A 20,837-nucleotide genomic window follows, 5' to 3' on the forward strand; every position below is an offset into this window, starting at 1 on the left:
GTTTACTATGCACGTGATTTTATGTTTTTGTATCTTCGGATCAAAGCCATCTCATGTGATTCTTGACCGTAGTTATTTTCCTAGTTTTAAGCAAGTAGTAATTATTAGATGTATCCCCATTCTTATAATGGCATCTTTTAGTGTGCAATGCTCCCAGGAAAAAGAACCGGAATTTCTTCTACATGCCAGCCATTTGGTTAGTGAAAGCCATACTTGGTACCGGGCGTTTGAATATTTTGCGGAAATTTTGGAAGAGCGTTCCAATGGCAGAATTGTGGTCAAGAATTACCATTCGGAGCAATTGGCCAAGGAAATTGAAGCGATTCGATTGATACAGGCTGGAGTGATCGACATGACGACGACCGGGTCCATGCTCAACAACTGGATTGATATAGTCGCCTTTTGTGAACTTCCTTTCCTATTACGGGATTCAATTGACATGAAAAATCTGATCAATGGCCCAATCGGTAAACGAATGGAACTGGAAATGAAGGAGAAAACAGGGATTCGCCCTATAGGCTACTTTCAAAGAGGCCCCCGACATTTGACCTCAAACCGACCCATTAGACATCCTGATGATCTTAACGGGCTTATCGTTCGTGTACCCAATGTACCATCGTTCGTTACGGCATGGCAGGCTTTGGGTGCCAAACCTACCCCCATGGCATTCTCAGAAGTCTTTACATCGCTGCAACAGGGAGCCATAGAAGCACAGGAAAACCCTTTTGCCATGATAAAGTCCTCTGGGTTCTATGAAGTACAGGATTATGTAAACCTAACGGCCCATGTGATTAGTTGGACCTATCCTGTAATAGGGGAAAAACAGTATCAGGCATTTCCCGATGATTTAAAACAAATTTTTGATAAGGCCGCCGCGGATATGCACCATTATGAGCATCAGCTATTTTTAGAAAATGAGCGAAAAGTACAAGAAGAATTACAAGCAAAAGGAATGGAATTCATTGAAGTAGATAAGGAAGCCTTTGGCGATAAATGCAGAAAGGCCATTTATGAAAGTCTCTCATTGGATATGAGAAAAATTTATAATGAAATATTAGCCGCTAGGGAATGAAGCAAATTGTAAAAAGGATATCCCGGTTTCTTAAGTATGGCACCCTAGTGAGCAGCTTGGGATTCATTGGTGCTACCCTCATTCAGATTTATGCACGTTTTTTTATGGATAGTGCCCCGTCATGGACGGAAGAGGCGGCACGCTTTTTTTTCATATATGCCATGTGTTTTGCTGCAGGCCTTGCCATGAGGGACGGCAGTTATGTACACTTTGATGTTCTTTATAACAAGATGAACAAGGGGCAACAACGAATCTTGGACATCATAATTTCAGTGTTCACATTCCTACTTTTTTTAGTGCTCACTATTTATGCTTTCCAATTTGTAAACGTAGGGCTTCCTGAACATTCCCCAAGTCTCGATGTGCCCATGGCCATTGCTTTTGGGAGTATGGCGATCATGGGGTTATTTGTTTCTTTTTTTGCTTTTGTCGATATCCTTACTAAAATGAAAAGATAATATGATCTGGATACTTGTTGTCGTCTTTGTAATTTGTTTGTTGTTACGATTTCCCATAGCATTTTCTTTAGGCCTCTCCTGTCTTGCTTATTTACTTATGAAAGGGATTCCGTTGATCATAATCCCAATGAAAATGTATTCTGGAATCGATGTGTTCGTGCTTTTGAGTATACCCGGATTTATTTTAGCGGGAAATTTAATGAACCGTGGGGGGTTGACGGAAAAAATCATTTCTTTTTGCAATCATCTCACAGGTCACGTTCGAGGAGGTTTGGCGTTGGCCAATATTGGGGCCTCCATGTTGTTTGCTGGTATTTCGGGTACTGCAATTTCCGATACGGCAAGCATTGGTTCTGTCATGATACCTGCGATGAAAAAAGAAGGGTACGACGCTGACTTTTCATGTGCCATAACTGCTGCATCTTCTACTGTGGGGCCCATAATCCCTCCAAGTGTTCCAATGATCATTGCCGCTACCCTGAGTGGACTTTCTGTAGGTAGATTGTTTCTGGCAGGGGCGATTCCTGGTTTTTTATTGGGATTTGGATTGATGTTCGTGGCGTATTATATTTCTGTAAAAAAGAATTATCCAACTTTTCCAAAAAGCAATATTCGACAAATTCTAATAGGATTTTTAGATACATTTTGGTCCCTACTCATGACCTTTATCATTTTATTTGGGATAATAGGGGGTATCTTCACTCCGACTGAAGCCTCTATAATTGCAGTATTTTATGCCATGCTGATCGGTGTTTTCGTTTATAGGAAGTTGAACTTCAAAAACATTATGGTCATCGTTTTGGATTCGATGAAAACATCGGCTTCCCTAATGGTCTTGATCGGTTTTGCCAACCTTTTTGGTTGGATCCTCATTACAGAACAATTGCCCCAAATCATTTCGAGCGAAATACTCAATTTTTCGGAAAACAAGTATGTGGTTCTACTTTTGATCAATCTATTATTGATATTGGTTGGCACCTTTATGGAAACCATCGCCGCTCTCTTGATCTTATTTCCTATTCTTTTGAAAGTAGCCATTGGTGTAGACGTAGACCCCATTCACTTTGCAGTAATTGCACTACTCAACCTAATGATAGGGTTAACCACCCCACCCCTTGGGGTTTGCCTTTTTGTTTCGGCAAGTATTGGCAAGGTATCAATAGGTGCGGTAAGCAAGGCAGGAATACCATTTCTTATCGTGAGCCTAATCGTTTTGACCATCGTCACCTTATTCCCTGAAGTGTCACTTTTTCTCCCAAATCTTTTTATGGATTAAGTGAAAGGGTGAAGCCATCTTTAGGATTTTAACGAATCTGACAAAGTTCCGGTTATGCAGTTAACAAAACTACTGAATAGCGCTTACCATAAATTCAAAACTGTATTTTCCCGAATCAATAAGGTAATGCGGTAATGTTTCTGATAATGTTCCCCCAATACCCATTTGAATTAAATCTAAATTCAAGGTATAAAATCCTTGTCTTTTTAAATCGTAAGGATGCTTGGATTCTTCTATGTTGGCGGCAGAATATGGCCAAATTGAAAAACCAAATTCAGGAACTCCGGATATTTGAATTCCTGATTTATTATTGTTTGAAGAAAGTTTCAACCATCTAACATCAGAACGGTTTGCATTTTCCTGTGGCTGGATATAATTATAAAATAAATTATCTGTTTTAAAGCTATACTCATCCACTTCTGCCCCTTGTTTTCTATCAAGATAGTTTTCCCATGGGCCTCTACCATAAAATGTCGTGTTTTTATTCGTATCCGAAACTCCCATAGTTACTCCGTATCGAATAAGATAAGGTAAGGATTTTTCAGCATCCAGATCCATTTTTACGACTATCCTTCCATCATTAAAGAAGGTGTACATAGTTTCAAGTTTAACCGTATTTTCGAAATTCTGCCTAACATTTACTTTAACTGTTCGGTCACTTTCAACAACCTTAACATCAGTGTTTTTTTGCAAATTACTATGCATGTCTTTCCAAATTTTACTGGAAGCCCTAAATAAACCACTGCTAGCTCCTCTAACATCGTTATCAATTGGAGGACGATAAAAATTGGGACGTAAGGGTGATGCCAATTGTTCAGCTCCATTAATGATATAAGATATTAACTGACCATTGGTTTTTGAAACTTTAGCAGAAAAGTGTTTGCCCTTAATTGCGATTTCATCATTGGTTTCATCAACATTCACTACATCTTTGGATTTCGAAGTATATTCGCCACCGCGTGTTCTAGGTTTTAATAGAATTTGATCTTTCGCTATTTCATAGCCTTTAGGAGTCCATAATCGATCAACCTTTTCATGTACGCTCAATCGCAACCAATATTCGGAATCATCCTTAAACGTTATTTTTTTAAAAGGCACATTAATAATCCCTGATTTACCTGCGGCTACCGATTGTGTACTCAGCAATCCAGATTGCAGGTTTTTGCCATTTTCTGAAAGGGTCCATTTTATATCATATACGCTTAAATCTGTAAAGCTATAACGGTTTGTAACCCTAACTTTTCCATTTTTCACATCTACATCTTCAAACGCAAACGGTTGAAAAATATATTTGCATTCCCAGGCGTGGGGATTGGGTTTTCTATCTGGAGAGAACACGCCATTGATACAAAAGTTTTCGTCATTGGGTATGTCGCCAAAATCGCCTCCGTAGGCATAGAAATTCTCGCCATGTTCATCGGTTTTTTCAAGGCCTTGATCAATCATATCCCAAATAAATCCTCCTATTAAATTTGGTTCTGCCCGAATATAATCCCAATAATCACTTAAACTGCCAATGGAATTTCCCATGGCATGGGCATATTCACACATGATTATGGGTCGGTCAATATGTGGACTGTTGACCATACTTTTCAATTGATAGATTTCTGGGTACATTCTACTGAGTACATCTACATAATCGGGATCGTCCGGATTCGCATGGGCTACACCCCTAAAGACCTCTTGGCCTTCATCACCTTCCTTATAATCCGGATCGGTGGGGTCTCCTTGCGCGCCTTCGTAATGTATAAAGCGTGACGGGTCAAAGTCCTTAATCCATCCCGCCGCAGCTGCAAATGCGGGCCCTGTGCCTGCTTCATTCCCCATAGACCATGAAATTATACTTGGGTGGTTTTTATCTCTTTCCACCATGCGTATAATTCTACTTAAAATAGGGGCGGCCCAATTAGGCTGTTGCGGTATAAAACTACCCAAGTGATGACACTCAATATTTGCTTCATCCATAACATATATGCCATATTTATCACATAAATCGTAAAAATATGGATCGTTGGGATAATGGGATGTGCGTACTGCATTGAAGTTGAATTGTTTTAATAGTTCTATATCTTTACGCATATCCTCTCTCGTTAAGGCCTTGCCCTTGGTCGGACTATGATCATGACGGTTGACACCTATTATTTTTACCATTTCCCCATTGATCAGCAATTCGTTCTCCTTACTGAATTCAATATGTCTAAAACCAATATTATGTGTTCGGGCTTCAACCACTTCTCCTTGAGGATCGTTTACTGAAAAGACCAAGCGATATAAATACGGGTCTTCTGCCGACCATTTTCTTGGATGTTTGATCATTGCTTCCAAAAACGCAAATTTGGTAATGTCACGTTGCGCCCATCTTTCATTATAAACAGATTCAACAGATACTGAAAGTGGTTGGTCTAAAACCGCATTGTTGTTTGCATCGTAAAGTTGTGCAGTTACTTCCCATCCTTTTAGATTATCCGCACCATCCGTAATTCTAAATTCCGGACGAATCTCTAGTTTGGCATTTTGTAAATTGGCATCAAATTTGGTTCTCACAAAAAAATCATTCAAGGCAATCTTGGGTTGTGCCATCAATAATACTTCTCGATGAATTCCACTTAACCTCCACATATCCTGATCTTCCAAATAGCTGCCGTCACTCCATCGAAATACTTGCAAGGCCACTCTGTTATTACCAGGTTGCAAATATTCGGTAATATCAAATTCCGCTGCTAAACGACTACCCTGGCTATATCCTACCTCCTTACCATTTATCCATAGGTAAAAGGCGGAGGACACACCTCCAAAATGGAGGATAATCGATTGGTTTTTCCAATCTTCCGGCACCTCAAAATCCCTGAAATAGCTTCCTACGGGATTGTCCCTGTAGATTTTTGGAGGTCTTGGAGGTAAAGGCCCCATATAAATTTGTTGGTCTTTTGGGATATTTAAAATATTTGGTGTAAAAGGATAAATGATGTTTGAATAAATCGGCTGGCCAAAACCTTCTAATTCCCAATTTGACGGCACTGTTATATCACTCCATCCCTCACCTTGAAAATCCTTTTTCATAAAATTTGTTGGCCTATCAGCTGTTTTGCCAACATAATTGAACTTCCAAGTTCCGTTGAGGTATTTGATGCGGGCTTTATCCCTATTGGCAGTCAGGGCATCTTTTACGTTCTCAAATGAATAGGAAGCAACGCGAGCCTTCATTTTATTCTTCTCATACATCAACTCGTTTTCCCAATCGTTTTGGGCAGTCATAATCTGTAAGCTGCCAAAAATAAATAGCGCCAGCATTATTTTTGTCTGTTTCATTTATATATAGATTACTTTTTCAATTTTACTTATTCAATCTTAAATGTCTCCTCAAATTGAGCCATGTTCTTTTCCTTCCAAATCGTGCTTAATTCTTCAGGATCGAACCATTGGGGTTCAGTATGGGTTTTGCTCCATTTTTCAGCTTCAAAAACCATTTTAGCGAGCTGCTCGGGATAATTAGCACTCAAATCAGTCTGTTCGCCCAAATCTTCTTCGATATTATAGAGTTTCCAGTTATTTTGATTGGTCTTTAACGCTTTCCATTGATCTTGTCTAACACCTACATCGCTGTATCCTTCCCGATGTCTAAGTACATAGATCATTTCACCTTTTCTAGGATTTTGTCCTTGGCTGAAAGTCGGCCAAATATCCTTACCATCCAATTCTTTTCCTGCTGGTAATTCAGCCTGTGCCAATTTGGCGAATGTTGGGTAGAAATCAAGGGCCGAAATGGGATAGGGAAACGTTTTTCCACTTGCAACCTTCCCTGGCCAATGAAAGAACATGGGTACTCGATACCCACCCTCACAGGCACTTCCTTTACCTTCCCTAAGGGGGAAATTCGTTGCGCCTTTGGTGAGTTTACCGCCGTTATCGCTTAAAAATACGATCAGGGTGTTTTCATATTCCCCTTTTTCCTTAAGGGCTGTAACAACTTCGCCAACCCCTCTATCTACGGCATATACCATGGCGGCATAAGTGCGGCGTTTTTCATCTTTAATATGATCGAATTTTTTCAGGTCTTCTGCCTTGGCCTCTAAAGGAACGTGAGGTGCATTGTAGGCCAAATAAAGAAAAAATGGATTTTCTTTTTTACTTGCGCTTCGTACAAATTCGACCGCCTTATGAGAAAGTTCATCCGTAAGATATTCTGATGGGTTTTCCACAATTTCACCATTTAGTTCCAAAGGTTTTAGATAATCGAAAATAACCTCTTTCCCCTGTGCCTTTTGTTCATTGTAGGCAGCGGTATATTGCTCGGGGAAATAGTTATGTCCTCCCCCTAGAAATCCATAGAAATAATCGAAGCCTCTTTTGTTGGGATGGTAATCGGGCTCTGGCCCTAAATGCCATTTGCCAATGGCGCCTGTGTAATACCCTGCCTCTTGCAGTACCTTGCTAAAAAAGGTTTCTTTCAATGAAATGCCTTTACCAACAGTGACCTCACTATTTGCGGGTAGATTGAATTGCGAGCCGAACGTATGGGGGTACTTTCCTGTCATCAAGGCTGCCCTACTCGGACCACAGAATGGATGCGCCACATAACCTGAGGTCATGATAGTACCGTTAAAGGCTAATTTGTCGATTTCGGGGGTCGGAATGTCTTTGGCACCATTGAACCCAACGTCTGAATACCCAAGGTCGTCGCACATAATGACCAAAATATTGGGCCGTTGATCTTCTACTTTTGCGGTTTGTAGGTTTTTATCTTGATTTTTACATGAAATCGAAAACGCAATAACAAACAGTAGTAATTGAATGAATTTCATTAGGTTATTATTTAATAATAGTTATCGTTAAAGTCTATCTTGATTTTGATTGTAGAATTCCTGAATGTTATTCTTCTGCACATTCGATAGTTTTTTATACGCCAAAAACCAATATGCCTTTCTGGCGATTATAAAACTACTGTTGTCCAATAACAATGTAACACGATCTAAAATAGTTGGGTCATTTGATTTTGCGTATTCCAAAATGTTCAAAATCAAATCTATTTCCTGAAAAGATTTCAGATTGGCAATATCAATGGTCAATGTATTATAAAAATCCGGATTGCCGATTTTCTCTACACTTGCTATGGAATTCAAAAAAAGAATCCTATTCGCATCACTCCCTTTGCTATAGAGTTGTTTCATCGTTTCAATATAAAGCTCCCGTGGGGCATTTTCAACATATTCAATGGCAAGGCGATTTACTTCTTTAGATGCTTTTGGGGCGATTTTCACTAGGGCATCAAGTAGGGGTTGGGTGTATGCGTTACGGCGAATCAATTCATGAAGCACAAATTTCTGATGCTTCGGATTCGTAGCACCTAAACCAGTAATGATTTGCTGCGTCGTTAGAAAACTGCCCGATATTCGCTGCACTTCCTGAACGATCTCACCATTTGCCCAGTGCCAAAGCGTAAAGCAGGTCCATGCTGCCCCAACAACGGTTTCCCCATTTTTCAATACGGTCTCCGTGGCGCCCGATACAGCATCTACTTGACCCTCTCCTACGACCTTTTCGTGGGTTATTTCATAGTATGAAATGTCTTTATAGGGCGAATTCCTGTCCATTAATATTTTCTGCAGCAATTGATAATCTTCCTCATTAAAAGGCTCTCCTTCTCCTTTCTCTAGGCGAACACCTTTATCCAATTCATAGCTGACATATTCCCCGTAGGTATTCCAAAAAAGACGTACTGGAACAATTTTACAAAGATGGTCGATACAAATAACCGATTCCACTTCAAGATAAAATTCCGACGGGTTGTTTTTTCTTCTGATTTCTTTCAATACAAAATCCTTCGAAGTTCCTTCCTCAAAAGCAGGATGGCTCACCACCACCTTATGGTCTACCACCTCTTCTTGGGCAACATTGAACGCCAAAAAGACAACAATAAAAAGGATTATGTGTTTTAAGAAAATCACCATACATCAATAACATCTAATTTCAAATAACTTGACATGGCCTGCGCCGTAGGTTTCGGTCATTTTTAGTCTGATTGCGGTAATCTTGGTACTATCAAATTTAAATTTGATCAAGCGGGTTCTATTGCTTTCGATTGTTCCAAGATTGGTCCATTTTCCATTCGCCCGTCCTTCTAATATTATAGATTTCAGCATTTCTTTAGGGACACCATTGCTGTATAACTCATCATTTCTGCTATCCTTGCGCATCATGATGTTTCGTTTCACATTGGTATCGCATTTCAGTTCAACGGCGGATAATGCTATTGGTGACTCCCATTCCATTTGAAGTTCGGCCGGTAATCCGTCTGATTGCCAATGGTTGATTTTCCCATCAATATCCCTTGAGATGCCATTGGTTAAAAACATGGCATCTCCCGATGCCGTCGTCGAGCCAAAAATCAAACTTGCTTTTTTGGCCAAATCCAAAGGGTCGTTCGCAGGTCTTTTCGGAATAAAAACATCATCCCTTAATAATCGTTCCTGCAACTCTTTAATATGTTTTTGGGCTACTTCCCGGGGAAGTATATTTTTCCTGTTGCAAATAGTAGCTGCCGTCCCTACGGCCTGACCCTGCAAGGCACATGTGGCCATAATCCGGCTTGAAGACAATGCGATATGTGTTTGACTTACATTACGGCCTGCGAACATTAAATTGGGTACATTTTTGGAGTACAGACTTCGAAAGGGAAATTGATATACCTGTTCAAAATGATGATGGAAATAACTTGGTGGTTCCGATATGTCATCGATACCTCCTGGATTGTGTTCATCCAAAGACCAACCTCCAAAAGCTACGGCATCTTCAAAATGCCTGTATTCTGTCATATCCCTTTCAGAGACAATGTAATCCCCGATAAAACGTCGTGATTCCCTTCTGCCGGGTAGGGAACCTACCCAATCCAACGCTAAATTTTCAGCTTCCGGAAAATTCCCAGAGTTTTTAATATAGTCCCAAACACCATGTAAATACCCCATTAATTTATGTCTGTTCACCTCAAAATCCCCGATGATATCGTCATCACTCCCAATTTCGATCCACCAAATTCCATCTTGAAATCCAGCAAATTTTCGTCTTTTGCTTGCCCCTTCATGAGTATACTTTATGGCATAGGAAGGGGGGGTGTATTTCATGGGTCTTCCCATATCTTTCGAGGACATTAAGAGCGTAGCGCCCATTTGCCAACCATCCGGCGCATCAGGGGCGTAGGTTTCGTTGAATTCCGATTTTCCTTCCCGTCCTGTTCTGTATTCCGCACCTGCCGTTGCGGCCAATAAACCATCCCCAGAGCAATCTATGAATATGGGTGCATTGATGGTATATAAAATTTCTGTTGTTCCTTGCCAACATAATGCCGATTTAATCGTATCCCCTTGCATTATAGCTTCAATAGCTTGGGTATTCAGCATCAAGGTTAAATTCGGCTCCCTGACTACAAAATCATATAGAACATGGTCAAAAACCGGATACGATTCCTGTTCATTTTCGAATCGATTATGTAAAAGTATTTCCTCAATTATACCCGTTTCCCGTTCGGCTTTGCCTTTTATATCATTTACGCCATTTAAATGTACCCGCATTTCACTCGAGGCATTTCCGCCTAAAACAGGTCTGTCTTGGACCAAAACCGTTTTTGACCCATTTCTTGCCGCTGCAACGGCCGCACAAATGCCCGCTGCTCCGCCGCCTATAACGGCCACATCATAAACCATAGTTTTCTTTCTTGAAGGCACGCCCGTTTTCCCAGTCCCCAAATGATACCATTTATCATTTTCACGATCTGCCAATCCCTCACAATTATCTTGGGTAATACGGGTAATAGGAATAATACTGGCCCCAACCGCTGCGTTAGCCGCTTTTTTGAAAAATTTTCTTCTTTCCATGCCGTTGCTATTTGTACTTAAGAACCAACTTTTGGTCCGACTTTGTTTTTTGGCAAATTCCCCTTCCAACCTTTGTCGAATTGAGCCATTAATTCGGCCACCAATTCGGGATTATCACCTGCAATATTGTTGGTTTCGGTAGGGTCTACTGAATGATCATATAACTCTAAAAAAAGAGGTTCTTTTTTTAGATCTGCCCGGTCTTTCCAAACTATAAAACGATATCGCTCCGTTCTCATAGCGTATCCCATGAGCGTATTTTCGAACAATTCGCGGTCCCACTTTTCTTTTTGTTGATCAATAATACGGGCTTCAACTTCCTCAATCAAGGGGCCGAAAAAGGTCTCACGCATTGCTGGTCTTAACGGATATGCACCCCATTCACGCAAGGCGGGTGTGGGGAATTGACTAAAAACGGCCGATTTCCAATCCAAGTTTGGATTATTGAGCAAGGGTTTAAAGCTATAACCTTCAACATGATTTGGCACTTCAATACCCGCGAGATCACAAAGGGTTGGGTATATATCGACCAACTCAACCAGAGCATTGGTTGTACTGCCCTGATTTTTTTCAGGAATATCCGGTGTCCATATCATCATGGGAACACGGGTTGCAATTTCGTAATTGGTCGCTTTCCCCCAAATACCCATTTCACCTAGATGCCAACCATGATCGCCCCAAAGTACAATAATGGTATTGTCCCTAATTCCGGCATCAGCCAACGCATCGATCATTCTTCCTAGTTGTGCATCGACATAGCTTACACATGCTAAATAGGCATGCTTTAAGGTTGTTGAAAGTTCTTTATCCAAATCCCCGAATTTTGGAATTCCGCTTCTTACCCGTAATTCAAAAGAAGGATGCAGTCCCATTGCCGCACCATTGATCGGCGCTTTGGTTTGGGCTGTTGATTTAATTTTGTTTTCATCGTATAAATCCCAATATTTTTTGGGTGCTACCCAATTTAAATGCGGTTTATTAAAACCTAAAGCCAGAAAAAAAGGCTTGTCTTCTTTCACCATTTCTTTCATGGTCTCAATGGCCAAATCGGTGTTCAGGCCATCAGCATATGTATTGTCCGGAACATCGGCGGATTCAAAGGCCGGACCCATCGCCAGACCGTATTTGGCGACGTCTCCATATTTAGCGAACATTTCTTTACGTGTCTCCTCCCTTATTCTTTGATTTTCCGGAAGCGCAAACGGAACAGGTTTTTTATCCGTTTTTAGCTGCGGTCTATTCCAAGAAATTTCATCTTCATCTCCATGATGAAAGATTTTCCCATAATAAACGGTTTGATAACCCTTTGAAGCAAACTGTTGGGCTATTGTGTTTACCTCAGGTAGTTTTTCCCTAAAGCGTATATAATTGTGAATTACACCACTGGTTGAAGGACGAACGCCCGTCATTAAACTAGCCCTTGATGGTCCACAGATGGCTTGTTGACAAAAGGCGTTATTGAATAATAAACCTTGATTTGCAAGTTTGTCCATATTTGGACTTATCGCAATATCAGAGCCATAACATCCCAACTCTGGACGTAAATCGTCAATGGCAATAAAAAGAATATTTGGCTTTGGTTTTGTTTGGGACGAACCCCCTTCTTCCCCTTCAGATTTGCATCCGAGGATAATCGATAAAACACATAGAAGAATACATAGCCTACCCATGGGTATCTTAATTTTTTTGTTTTGCCCTATTGCCTTTCCAACCTTTATTGAATTGGACAAGAAGGGTATTGACCAATTTCGGATTTTGACCGGCAATGTTCACCGTTTCATTCGGGTCTGTCTCATGGTCGAACAATTCAATAAAAATAGGTTCGCTTGCAGGTTGGGTATAATCTTTCCAGACAATTAATCGATACTGCTCCGTTCGCATGGCATATCCCATAAGATTGTTTTCGAAGAGATTACGATCCCATTTTTCTTTTTGCTGTTCAATGATGCGTGCCTCAACTTCTTCGATCAATGGTCCAAAATACGTTTCGCGCATTCCTTGGGAAAGTGGGTTGGCGGCCCACTCCCTTAAAGCAGGGGTTGGGAACTGGCTGAATGCGGCATCTTTCCATTCAAGCTCGGGATTGGTAAGCAACGGCACAAAACTTTGGCCTTCCAGATGGCCAGGTAACGAAATTCCCGTCAATTCGCATAAGGTCGGATAAATGTCTACCAGTTCAACCAAGGCATTTGTCTTTTTGCCACGGTTTTCTTTAAGCATGTCGGGCGTCCAGATCATCATCGGGACCCTGGTTGAAATCTCATAATTAGTGGCCTTGCCCCAAATACCCATTTCGCCCAAATGCCATCCGTGATCGCTCCATACCACGATTATAGTATTGTCCCGAATGCCGGCTTCATCAAGGGCGGCAATCATTTTCCCGATTTGGGCATCTACATAACTTACACAGGCCAAATAAGCATGTTTTAATGTTTTGGCCAACTCATCATCAATTGGCCCTTTTTTAGGAATGCCACTTCTAACCCGAAGTTCAAAGGAAGGGTGCAGCCCCATTTCCGCCCCATTGATGGGGGCTGTCGTTTGTGTCGTAAGTTTAATACTGTCCCTGTTATATAGATCCCAATACTTCTTAGGGGCCAACCAATCCAAATGGGGTTTTTTCATGCCCAATCCCAGAAAAAAGGGTTTGTCCGGATTTTTTTCAAGCATGTCCTTTAAAGTGGCAATGGCCAATTCTGTATTATACCCATCTTCATAGATATAGTCAGGTACATCCGCACTTTCATAGGCAGGGCCTTTTCCCAAACCCCTTTTTGCAGCATCGGCGCCATATTTCGCGATCATTTCGGCCTTGTTCTCCCGATACATTTCCTGATTTTCGGGAAGGGCAAAACCTCCTGGAGTTTGTGTAGGTTTAATTTTCATTTTATCCAGTGCCGGTGCCCTGCTCCAAGAGAGTTCGCCATCACCAAACTCGGTATTGTGGTAAATTTTACCTGTATACGCCGTTTCATAGCCATTCGCCCAAAAATGTTGGGGTAGTGTAATGATATCGGGATTAGCATCCCGGAAATAGGTATAGTTTTCTATTACGCCAATCGTTTCTGGCCGGGCCCCGGTCATTAGACTGGCCCTCGAAGGACTACAAATGGCCTGTTGGCAGTAAGCTCTTTCAAATTGGAGTCCGTCTGAGGCCAATCGGTCCAAATTAGGGGTCACCGCAATATCAGAGCCATAGGAACCCAGTTCAGGACGTAGATCATCTATGGCAATGAATAGGATATTTGGTTTGTTCTTTATGACTTCCTTTTTGTCTTCTTTAGGCTTACAACTACATACCGATACAAGAAGCATTAGAATACCTATGCTTTTTCTTAAACTTATTTTCTTATACATTTTTTGAACTTTTCACGATTACTTTTTATGTTATAAAACAGGTAAGACATGAAACTAAAAATAAAGCATTTTCATAATATTTACTTTGTTGGATCTTTAGATTCAATATCAATAATTTGTTGTTGACTTTCAAACCCACCTGCTTTAGCAATCACTTTCACTTTTCCTGCTATTTTTGTTGACTGAAGAATCATTAAGCATCTCCCTTTTGCTGTTACAATACTATGCGATTGAAAATCTTGAATATTTTCTCTTGCACCATTATCTACTCCTAGCAATTTTGCCTCACCAACAATTTCAAATTCAATTTTGGTATTTTCGGTTTTTACTGGAAGGCCGTCTTTATCTACCAATTGAACTTCAATATGTGCTACATCATAAGCATCTGCTTTTAAAGATGTTTTATCTGAAGTCAATACAAAACCTACTGGCTCAGAAGTTGTTTTTAATTCTGCCGTAATTTCACTTCCGTCAAATCCTGCTTTTGCTGTTAAAGTACCAGCTTCATATGGCATTGTCCAACGGAATAAACGATCTGGACTCTCAGACATACTTCTTCTTCCCAAAGAACGTCCATTTATAAAAAGTTCAACCATAGAATAATTTGAACAAACCTCAACTACAACAGGCTCTCCATCCTCATAATTCCAGTGCATATTAGAATCTCTCCATTTGTAGGCCCCACTATTTTCTGGCAATTGCTGACCAGAGATTCCAGTTTGTTTAAACCCAGATTCGGCTACTGGCAATGTACCAATGGAGATGTGGGGTTTATTTACCCAAATGCTTTTAAAATAGTTCCATCCTTGCAGCTCAAATCCGGCCAAATCAAGAATATCACCCCAACCACTTTTTGCAGGCCAGTCCCCATGTCTTTCTCCCATATAATCAATACCTGTCCACATAAAAACACTAAATACTCCTGGATTTTCTATGACTTGTTTCCAGTCATCCCAAGTTCCAGGGTTTTCGTTAATGGTAACTTGCTTATTAGGAAAATGCTTAAGGGCCCAAGGAATATCTTTGTTTCTGTAACTAAATCCAACAATATCCACAGCATCTGCATAGCCACTTACCATACTTGTTTGTGGAATAACCAAATTAGCCGTGGTAACTCTTGAAGGATCCAATTCTTTTACCCATCCATTGATTTTTTTTGCTGTTTCGGCTAAAATATACTCACCTTTTTCAGAGGCATCGTATCTTTTTTTCATTTCCTCAGGGGTAAACATTGGCTCGCTTCCCCAATATTCACCAGCGTTTTGAGGATCCTTTGGGTCTTTCCAAAAACCTGTAACGTATCTATAATGCAGATAAGTCCATTCAATTTCATTTCCAATACTCCATTGGAATACGCTAGGATGATTTCTATCTCGCAACATAGTACGTGTTAAGTCACTTTTTCCCCATTTTTGAAAATGCTCTACATAACCACGAGAGATATAATCGTCATGACGATCATGGTAGTTCTGTCTTTTGTCTTTGGCATAATCCAATTCATCAAAAATTTCATTCTGAACCAATATCCCCATTTCATCACACAAATTCATAAACTCTTCTGAAAATGGGTTATGTGATGTGCGAATGGCATTTACACCACAGGCTTTTAACTTTTCAAACCTTCGTCTCCAAACACCTTCTGGTACTGCAGCACCTACCAACCCACCATCATGATGAATACAAATACCCTTAACATCCATTGGCTTTTCATTTAAGTAAAAACCAGACTTCACATCAAAGCGCAAGCTTCTAATTCCGAATGGTGTTGTGTATTCATCAATCACGTTGCCGTCCTGAATGATTGAAGTCACTGCCTTATACATATTTGGATTTTCAGTATCCCATAATTTCGGCTTAGCTACTTCCAATGCTTGTAAAAAGGAATTCTTTGACCCCACGCTTAATTGTAAATCATCTGACTTTATCGCCACTTGATTTCCCTCACCATCCAATATTTTTGTTGAAAGGGAAAAAGAACTATCATTGGCAGATTCATTTTCAACCTTTACTTCTAGGTTAACTTTGGCACTATTTTCATTAATTTCTGGCGTAGTAAGATAGGTTCCCCAAATAGGAATATGCAATTTGCTTAGGGTTATCAGTTTTACATTTCTGTAAATACCACTACCGGTGTACCAACGACTATCTACATAGCGTGAGTGATCTACATGGACCGTAAGAATATTTTCTTCGCTACCTTCTTTTAGCACTTCTGTTATATCAAAATATACGGGTGAATATCCATAGGGATTTTCTCCTAACAACGTTCCATTTAACCAAAAGATGGCGTTATTATACACACCATCAAAAAGAATGTAAGTATTCTTTTCCGATTTATTTGCGGGTGTTTCAAAATGCTTTTGATATACTGCAACACCACCCGGTAAATACCCTGTAGCGCCTTCCAGTATGGAATCAAAAGACATTTCAACACTCCAATCGTGGGGCAATCGAATATCTCTCCAATCGGTATCTATTAATGGCACTTGCGTTAATTTTGTTGTGTCTTTTTGTAATTGAAACTTCCAATCAAAATTAAAATCGGTTTCACGATTAATAGTAGAGGTATTAGGTATTTCTTTTTGGCAGGAAAGTAAACTTGCCAACAAGAAGATTATCAAAAAGTTTGTTTTCATCTATTAAATCTTTATTTAGCTTTTACCGGTAATCCAATATATTATTCATGGATTTGGGTTATTTTTTTTCAATTTTTAAAGCAAATGCATGATCCCCAGTTTTATTATAATAATCTGTTTCCCTTTTTGAGGCCAATCCATTACAAAGGCATAAAGCAGATCGTCTTTAGTCACAAAACGAATATCGCTTGATGTTTGATTAGATTTTTTATCATGTTTTCCAATAACATATTCTCCTTCACCATAGGCATACCAAGGGCGTATGCCCATCCCTAGTATACAGAAAAGTTCCTTCTTCTACCTGTGCTTGGGCAGAAAGATTGTTTTGTGGAATGATAGCTATACCTAGAGCTAATAGTTGGTTAACAATCATTTTCATTATGGATAATAATTAAATGTTTCCTACTTATTAAAGTGCCGATTAAAGTTGGTTTTACCTTTTTACAGAATAGCTATCCGTTCTATATTTTTCCAATGACATATCCCTCAGAAAAAAGAATAAATAATAAGGCGATGATACTCTTACATCTAATTTTTAAATAACCATGCATGCCTTGATTTATAACATTTTAAACTTGTTGAGGACATTAGCAGAAACCTAACAGTCCAATTCTTATCGAATATCATCAACGTAAAAGCACAGAATATTGGGCTTTTTTGATTTTATTCCCAAATTATGGGCATCCAAACGGTCATTTCGCTCTGGCCTCTATTCGCCCAAGCGAAATAAGGAACAAACTGGGTTTTTGAAGTTTTCCATTTTAAATCTGACATTTCACGATACATTCCTTCTTTATGATCGGTTCTTAATTTCAAATCACCACTTATGGTCGTTAATCCTCCTAAGAAATCGGGCTGGTAGGTCGCTTTTAATTCTGAGTCTGCAGGTAGATAAACATCTAAAATACTAGTATTTTCAGGTAAATCCGGGGATTCAATACAATACACCACAGGACCTCTTTTAATCGCTGCTTGATTACGCACTTCTTCGATTCGGGGGTGCCCTTCCAACTTTTTGATTTCCATGGGCATTTCTAAATCGATAATATCCCCTTTTTTCCAAGCGCGATTCAGAATTGCGTACGTGCCTTCAATAGCCGCCACTCCTGCATCTTTTCCATTGATCCTTATTTTTGATCCTTTGGCCCAATCAGGAATCCTTAACCTCACGTCAAAAGCTTCGGGTTTTGCATTTTCTATTGTAATTTTTACGTTTCCCTCCCAAGGATATTGTGTTTCTTGCAATAGTTCCAAGGGTGAACCATCCAACAAATTGGTCGATAACTGATTTCCACCATACAGATTTACCGCAACACCATTATCACTTAAACTATACGCCCAGCCCGACATTTTTGTGATAGTTCGTAATAAGTTGGGTGGACAACAGAAACATTCAATATAGGGTTCGCGGATGGGAGATTCTGTTGATTTATAAACATCACGTGCGTTATGGATCATTCGTAATGGGTTCGCATAGAAATAGTCCTTGCCTTCAATACTTATTCCTGAAAGCGCACTGTTAAAAAGCACGAGCTCCATCACATCGGCATATTTTGATTCTCCATGAAGACCAAGCATTCGGTAGCTAAACATAGAGTTGCAGACGTTGGCACAGGTTTCGTTATACGCCGTTAAGTTTGGCATCATATAATCATCGATGAATGCCTCATGAACCATGTCTTGGTGGGAGGAGGAGCCATGATGCGTTTGGCCGCATGCTCCCGTAACGTACATTTTTTTATCAACTACACTGTTCCATAATCTATCCAAGGCTTCAATCAACGCTTTTTCCCCAGTTTCAGCTGCAATGTCGGCGGCACCTGCATAATAATATAGGGCCAAAACCGCATGGCCTACAGCTTCCGTTTCTTCACGAATAGGGGTTCTTTCCTGAACCATATCCCCAACCATTTTAGGCCTGACAGTTGGCCCTACATCCACTCCGTTTTTTCCTCTACGGTTTACAAAGGTTTCTGCCAATTCCAAATATCGCTTATCCTTGGTGGTTCTGTACAGTTCAACCAAGCCCATGATCTGGGTTTGGTTAAAACCAAATCGAACATTCTCAGGGGTATCAACAGCAAAATCTTCATATAATTTATTGGCATGTTTTATGGCAATGTCCAAGAAGTTGGTTTTTCCCGAAATTCGCTGGTGAATACAGGCACTGGTTAACAGGTGGCCGGTATTGTACATTTCATGAAACCTTGTATTCTCGTATCTTTTTCTAGAGGGATCCGTCTGTATTTGGGTTTGCAGATAACCATCCTCTGCCTGGGCCTTTCCTATAATTTCTATGTATTTATCAAGCTCTTCCAGAATCTTTTCATCTCTGTTCTGGGCATACACATACATGGCAGATTCCATCCATTTATAAAAATCGCCATCATGCCAATACATTCCTTTATGCTCACCTTCTTTTAACCCTGCCGCTATTTTGAAGTTGTTTAACGAGTGACCAATGTCACCTGTTAGTATAGTTCCCATATGTGGGACCATTACTTCCTCTGCAACCTTGAATTTGTCTGCCCAAAAACCTTCCGTCCATTGACAATCACCCATATTGATGCTCTTGAACTTTACATGAGGGCTGTTCGCCGTATTTATAATTCCAGCCCCTTTATCCAGATTTAGCCCAATAGTTCCCTTAACAATTGAATTGGAATCACTGATGCGTTCTTCTTGTGATTGTTTACAAGAAAAAGCGATGTTCAGTAAAAAGAAAGCAGCTAGTAAATTTCTCATTTTTTTATAGGGATAATGGTTATATCGTCAATAAAAAACTTGGACGCTTTTGTCTCGGGAACATCTTCTTTACGCACCTCAATTTTGAACTGGTCATTGACATTGGATGCCTTTTCCTTAGTAAATCTTTGTTCAATGGTAACCCATTGACGGCGTGCAAGTCCTGTTAGATCAATCGGAATTTCTTGTTTTGGGTTTTCAAACGATAAATACATCTTCTTCACCGCACGACCTTGGTCTAACCAGATTTTAAGCGACAAAGTATGGTCGCCAGCGGGAATAGCAATGGCACCTTCTGGGGAAATGGCGACCACCTGTTCGGTTTCGAGCTTTTCGTTTTTCCCGAACCCGGCGAATTTCAGACTATTTACACCCGAAGCATAATCACCCTCGACAATTGAAAAGTATTTGGTAGAAAGGCTATCGATCATCCAAAATTTTTGATACGCATTAGGTACTGAACTTTCCGGGACCATTTTCAGAGGTCTTTCTTTTTCTTCAAAAAGGTAGGGGCCTTCAAAACCATAAAAGTGACGGGCCAAAAGGTTGTCTGTCGGTTTTTGCCAGACACGCAGGTATTCTATTTCAAAATCAACTGGCAGCTCTTCCTTATGTGGCATTCCGAGCCAGTAGAATATCTCGGAATCGAGCCATATCTCCATAGGATTGTTCAGCACCCAATCCAATCCTACATCATCTTGCGTAAAGTGATGTACCAACTTGCCATCTATGTACAGGCTGAGGTAATCTTCGCCCCAATCCGCACCATAAACATGAAAATCATCCGCTACCCGGAAGGGCAGATCTTCAACATGCTGAAATACGTTTGTGGGTCGTTGTGCTGGCGGACTCCAATCATGGGCAGTGGCCAACGAACTGGTTGCCGTGATCTTTTCCCCTTTCTTCGGATTGCCCATTTGTTCGAAAACATCCAATTCCTGTTCATAACCTATACCCCAAAAGGCACCTGTAATGGCCGCATTACCTACTTTGGACTTCACTTCCATATATCCATTCAAAAATCGTTTTTTGGTTATGACACCAGCAGTGGTTACGGGCATAGGTTCCCCTTTGTATTCTCCATACTTAGCTGCACCCATATTACCATCCGTATAGGTTTCCTGTATGAATTCATATTCGGGTTCCCATGCGGTCCTAAGTTTAAGTTTGCCATTTTCAACGCGCACATTGTGTGGTACGAATTGAGAAGGTGCTCGACCTTTCCAAATGTAATAATCCCCATTTTGCCCTTCAATGAACCATTTGGATGGGTCAAGTTCGTCCCCTTCAAATTCGTCGCTAACCTTCTCATTTAATACCAATCCGCCTTTATTGTCAGGGTCAGAGGTCGGATATAATCCTGATTTTTGGGCAGAAACACAAGAGGCCAATAAGGAAGCCAAGGTGAAAACCAAGGTATATACT

The 20,837-nt window shown here is 40.3% G+C and carries 13 protein-coding genes; 3 read left to right on the forward strand and 10 right to left on the reverse strand.

The window, feature by feature from the left end:
• Window positions 1-127: 127 nt before the first annotated feature.
• The 3 genes from WBM98_RS01405 to WBM98_RS01415 are packed head-to-tail and all read left to right on the forward strand — an operon-like array spanning window position 128 to window position 2,806.
• On the forward strand, window positions 128-1,072 hold the full coding sequence (locus tag WBM98_RS01405; RefSeq protein WP_424364228.1) for a TRAP transporter substrate-binding protein: 945 nt from the start codon (window positions 128-130) through the stop codon (window positions 1,070-1,072).
• Window positions 1,069-1,530, forward strand: a complete 462-nt coding sequence (locus WBM98_RS01410; protein WP_424364229.1) for a TRAP transporter small permease — start codon at window positions 1,069-1,071, stop codon at window positions 1,528-1,530. Before WBM98_RS01405 ends, WBM98_RS01410 begins: the two co-directional genes overlap by 4 nt.
• Window position 1,531: 1 nt before the next feature.
• Window positions 1,532-2,806, forward strand: a complete 1,275-nt coding sequence (locus WBM98_RS01415) for a TRAP transporter large permease (protein ID WP_424364230.1) — start codon at window positions 1,532-1,534, stop codon at window positions 2,804-2,806.
• Window positions 2,807-2,875: 69 nt separating this feature from the next.
• Here the strand turns inward: WBM98_RS01415 and WBM98_RS01420 are convergent, their stop codons facing one another.
• From WBM98_RS01420 to WBM98_RS01465, 10 genes are all read right to left on the reverse strand, one after another.
• The gene (locus tag WBM98_RS01420; protein WP_424364231.1) at window positions 2,876-6,115 is read right to left on the reverse strand and encodes a glycoside hydrolase family 2 TIM barrel-domain containing protein; all 3,240 of its coding nucleotides are present in this window, start codon (window positions 6,113-6,115) and stop codon (window positions 2,876-2,878) included.
• Window positions 6,116-6,144: 29 nt separating this feature from the next.
• Window positions 6,145-7,608: a sulfatase-like hydrolase/transferase gene (locus tag WBM98_RS01425; RefSeq protein ID WP_424364232.1), complete on the reverse strand. Its 1,464-nt coding sequence runs from the start codon at window positions 7,606-7,608 to the stop codon at window positions 6,145-6,147.
• A 27-nt stretch (window positions 7,609-7,635) separates the two neighbouring features.
• Window positions 7,636-8,754 (reverse strand): hypothetical protein, encoded by a 1,119-nt coding sequence (locus tag WBM98_RS01430; RefSeq protein ID WP_424364233.1) that lies wholly within the window; start codon window positions 8,752-8,754, stop codon window positions 7,636-7,638.
• 3 nt (window positions 8,755-8,757) lie between these two features.
• The gene (locus tag WBM98_RS01435; protein WP_424364234.1) at window positions 8,758-10,674 is read right to left on the reverse strand and encodes an FAD-dependent oxidoreductase; all 1,917 of its coding nucleotides are present in this window, start codon (window positions 10,672-10,674) and stop codon (window positions 8,758-8,760) included.
• A 17-nt stretch (window positions 10,675-10,691) separates the two neighbouring features.
• The gene (locus tag WBM98_RS01440; RefSeq protein ID WP_424364235.1) at window positions 10,692-12,344 is read right to left on the reverse strand and encodes a sulfatase; all 1,653 of its coding nucleotides are present in this window, start codon (window positions 12,342-12,344) and stop codon (window positions 10,692-10,694) included.
• 7 nt (window positions 12,345-12,351) lie between these two features.
• The gene (locus tag WBM98_RS01445) at window positions 12,352-14,031 is read right to left on the reverse strand and encodes a sulfatase (protein WP_424364236.1); all 1,680 of its coding nucleotides are present in this window, start codon (window positions 14,029-14,031) and stop codon (window positions 12,352-12,354) included.
• Between the two features lie 80 nt (window positions 14,032-14,111).
• Window positions 14,112-16,667 (reverse strand): sugar-binding domain-containing protein, encoded by a 2,556-nt coding sequence (locus WBM98_RS01450; protein WP_424364237.1) that lies wholly within the window; start codon window positions 16,665-16,667, stop codon window positions 14,112-14,114.
• A gap of 75 nt (window positions 16,668-16,742) precedes the next feature.
• On the reverse strand, window positions 16,743-16,937 hold the full coding sequence (locus WBM98_RS01455; RefSeq protein ID WP_424364238.1) for a hypothetical protein: 195 nt from the start codon (window positions 16,935-16,937) through the stop codon (window positions 16,743-16,745).
• 393 nt (window positions 16,938-17,330) lie between these two features.
• Window positions 17,331-19,412, reverse strand: a complete 2,082-nt coding sequence (locus WBM98_RS01460) for a glycoside hydrolase family 127 protein (RefSeq protein ID WP_424364239.1) — start codon at window positions 19,410-19,412, stop codon at window positions 17,331-17,333.
• Window positions 19,409-20,837, reverse strand: a 1,429-nt coding sequence (locus WBM98_RS01465) for a family 16 glycosylhydrolase (protein WP_424364240.1), incomplete at its 5' end; no start/stop codon positions are given. The genes WBM98_RS01460 and WBM98_RS01465, both read right to left, overlap by 4 nt.

This window comes from Maribacter sp. (genome assembly GCF_049667165.1).
GTDB lineage: Bacteria > Bacteroidota > Bacteroidia > Flavobacteriales > Flavobacteriaceae > Maribacter_A.

Bases quoted from the DNA above. Each gene is read 5' to 3' on its own strand.
- WBM98_RS01405 (WP_424364228.1), top strand. From the start codon at position 128: ATGGCATCTTTTAGTGTGCAATGCTCCCAGGAAAAAGAACCGGAATTT.
- WBM98_RS01410 (WP_424364229.1), top strand. From the start codon at position 1,069: ATGAAGCAAATTGTAAAAAGGATATCCCGGTTTCTTAAGTATGGCACC.
- WBM98_RS01415 (WP_424364230.1), top strand. From the start codon at position 1,532: ATGATCTGGATACTTGTTGTCGTCTTTGTAATTTGTTTGTTGTTACGA.
- WBM98_RS01420 (WP_424364231.1), bottom strand. From the start codon at position 6,115: ATGAAACAGACAAAAATAATGCTGGCGCTATTTATTTTTGGCAGCTTA.
- WBM98_RS01425 (WP_424364232.1), bottom strand. From the start codon at position 7,608: ATGAAATTCATTCAATTACTACTGTTTGTTATTGCGTTTTCGATTTCA.
- WBM98_RS01430 (WP_424364233.1), bottom strand. From the start codon at position 8,754: ATGGTGATTTTCTTAAAACACATAATCCTTTTTATTGTTGTCTTTTTG.
- WBM98_RS01435 (WP_424364234.1), bottom strand. From the start codon at position 10,674: ATGGAAAGAAGAAAATTTTTCAAAAAAGCGGCTAACGCAGCGGTTGGG.
- WBM98_RS01440 (WP_424364235.1), bottom strand. From the start codon at position 12,344: ATGGGTAGGCTATGTATTCTTCTATGTGTTTTATCGATTATCCTCGGA.
- WBM98_RS01445 (WP_424364236.1), bottom strand. From the start codon at position 14,031: ATGTATAAGAAAATAAGTTTAAGAAAAAGCATAGGTATTCTAATGCTT.
- WBM98_RS01450 (WP_424364237.1), bottom strand. From the start codon at position 16,667: ATGAAAACAAACTTTTTGATAATCTTCTTGTTGGCAAGTTTACTTTCC.
- WBM98_RS01455 (WP_424364238.1), bottom strand. From the start codon at position 16,937: ATGGGCATACGCCCTTGGTATGCCTATGGTGAAGGAGAATATGTTATT.
- WBM98_RS01460 (WP_424364239.1), bottom strand. From the start codon at position 19,412: ATGAGAAATTTACTAGCTGCTTTCTTTTTACTGAACATCGCTTTTTCT.